The sequence below is a fragment of the Vibrio sp. 1402 genome, from assembly GCF_033340275.1.
In genome coordinates this window covers 1-508 of record NZ_JAWOWE010000755.1, presented here as the reverse complement: position 1 = coordinate 508, position 508 = coordinate 1, and the positions used below count along the sequence as shown (strand labels likewise).

Below are 508 nucleotides of genomic sequence, written 5' to 3'. Positions count from 1 at the left end.
GAAAATGCTCAAAGAGCAGACCAATCGGGTTAGCATGGATAAAGCACGCGGCTCAAAACGCCAACTCGAACAACGTGCTCGCAAGCTCATCAATCGTATTCGCTCTCAACATGAATACGATCCCGAAAAGCAGTTTTCTAACGTCGTTTCCGAAACGTATTGGTGGGAACAACTGGTTCTATTTAAGACTGAGCTTAAACGCTCTAACCATGCGGTGATCATGATTCGTCACTCCAATCCTGCGTTTCTCGATGCGTGCACTGAACTGGTTCACTCATTAACGACGCCAAGCGATCTCATTTCACGCCTATCTAGCGATCGACTCGCTATGCTGATTGCCGAAAAAGATCAAGCCGCAGAAGAGCTCTACCGAACCGTGCATGCCATGTTAGACATTTATCCATGGGAACGACGTGGTCTCAAAGGGCCAAAACCGACATTGTATTTACAAGACATCCTGACTTTCCCATTTACTTTAGAGCAGTTGGAAGAAAGCTATATTGAGGTA

Annotated in this window: 1 pseudogene; it reads left to right on the top strand. The window is 46.1% G+C overall.

From position 1 onward, the window contains the following. Positions 1-508, top strand: a pseudogene (locus tag R7044_RS28310) (hypothetical protein); the annotation flags it as partial.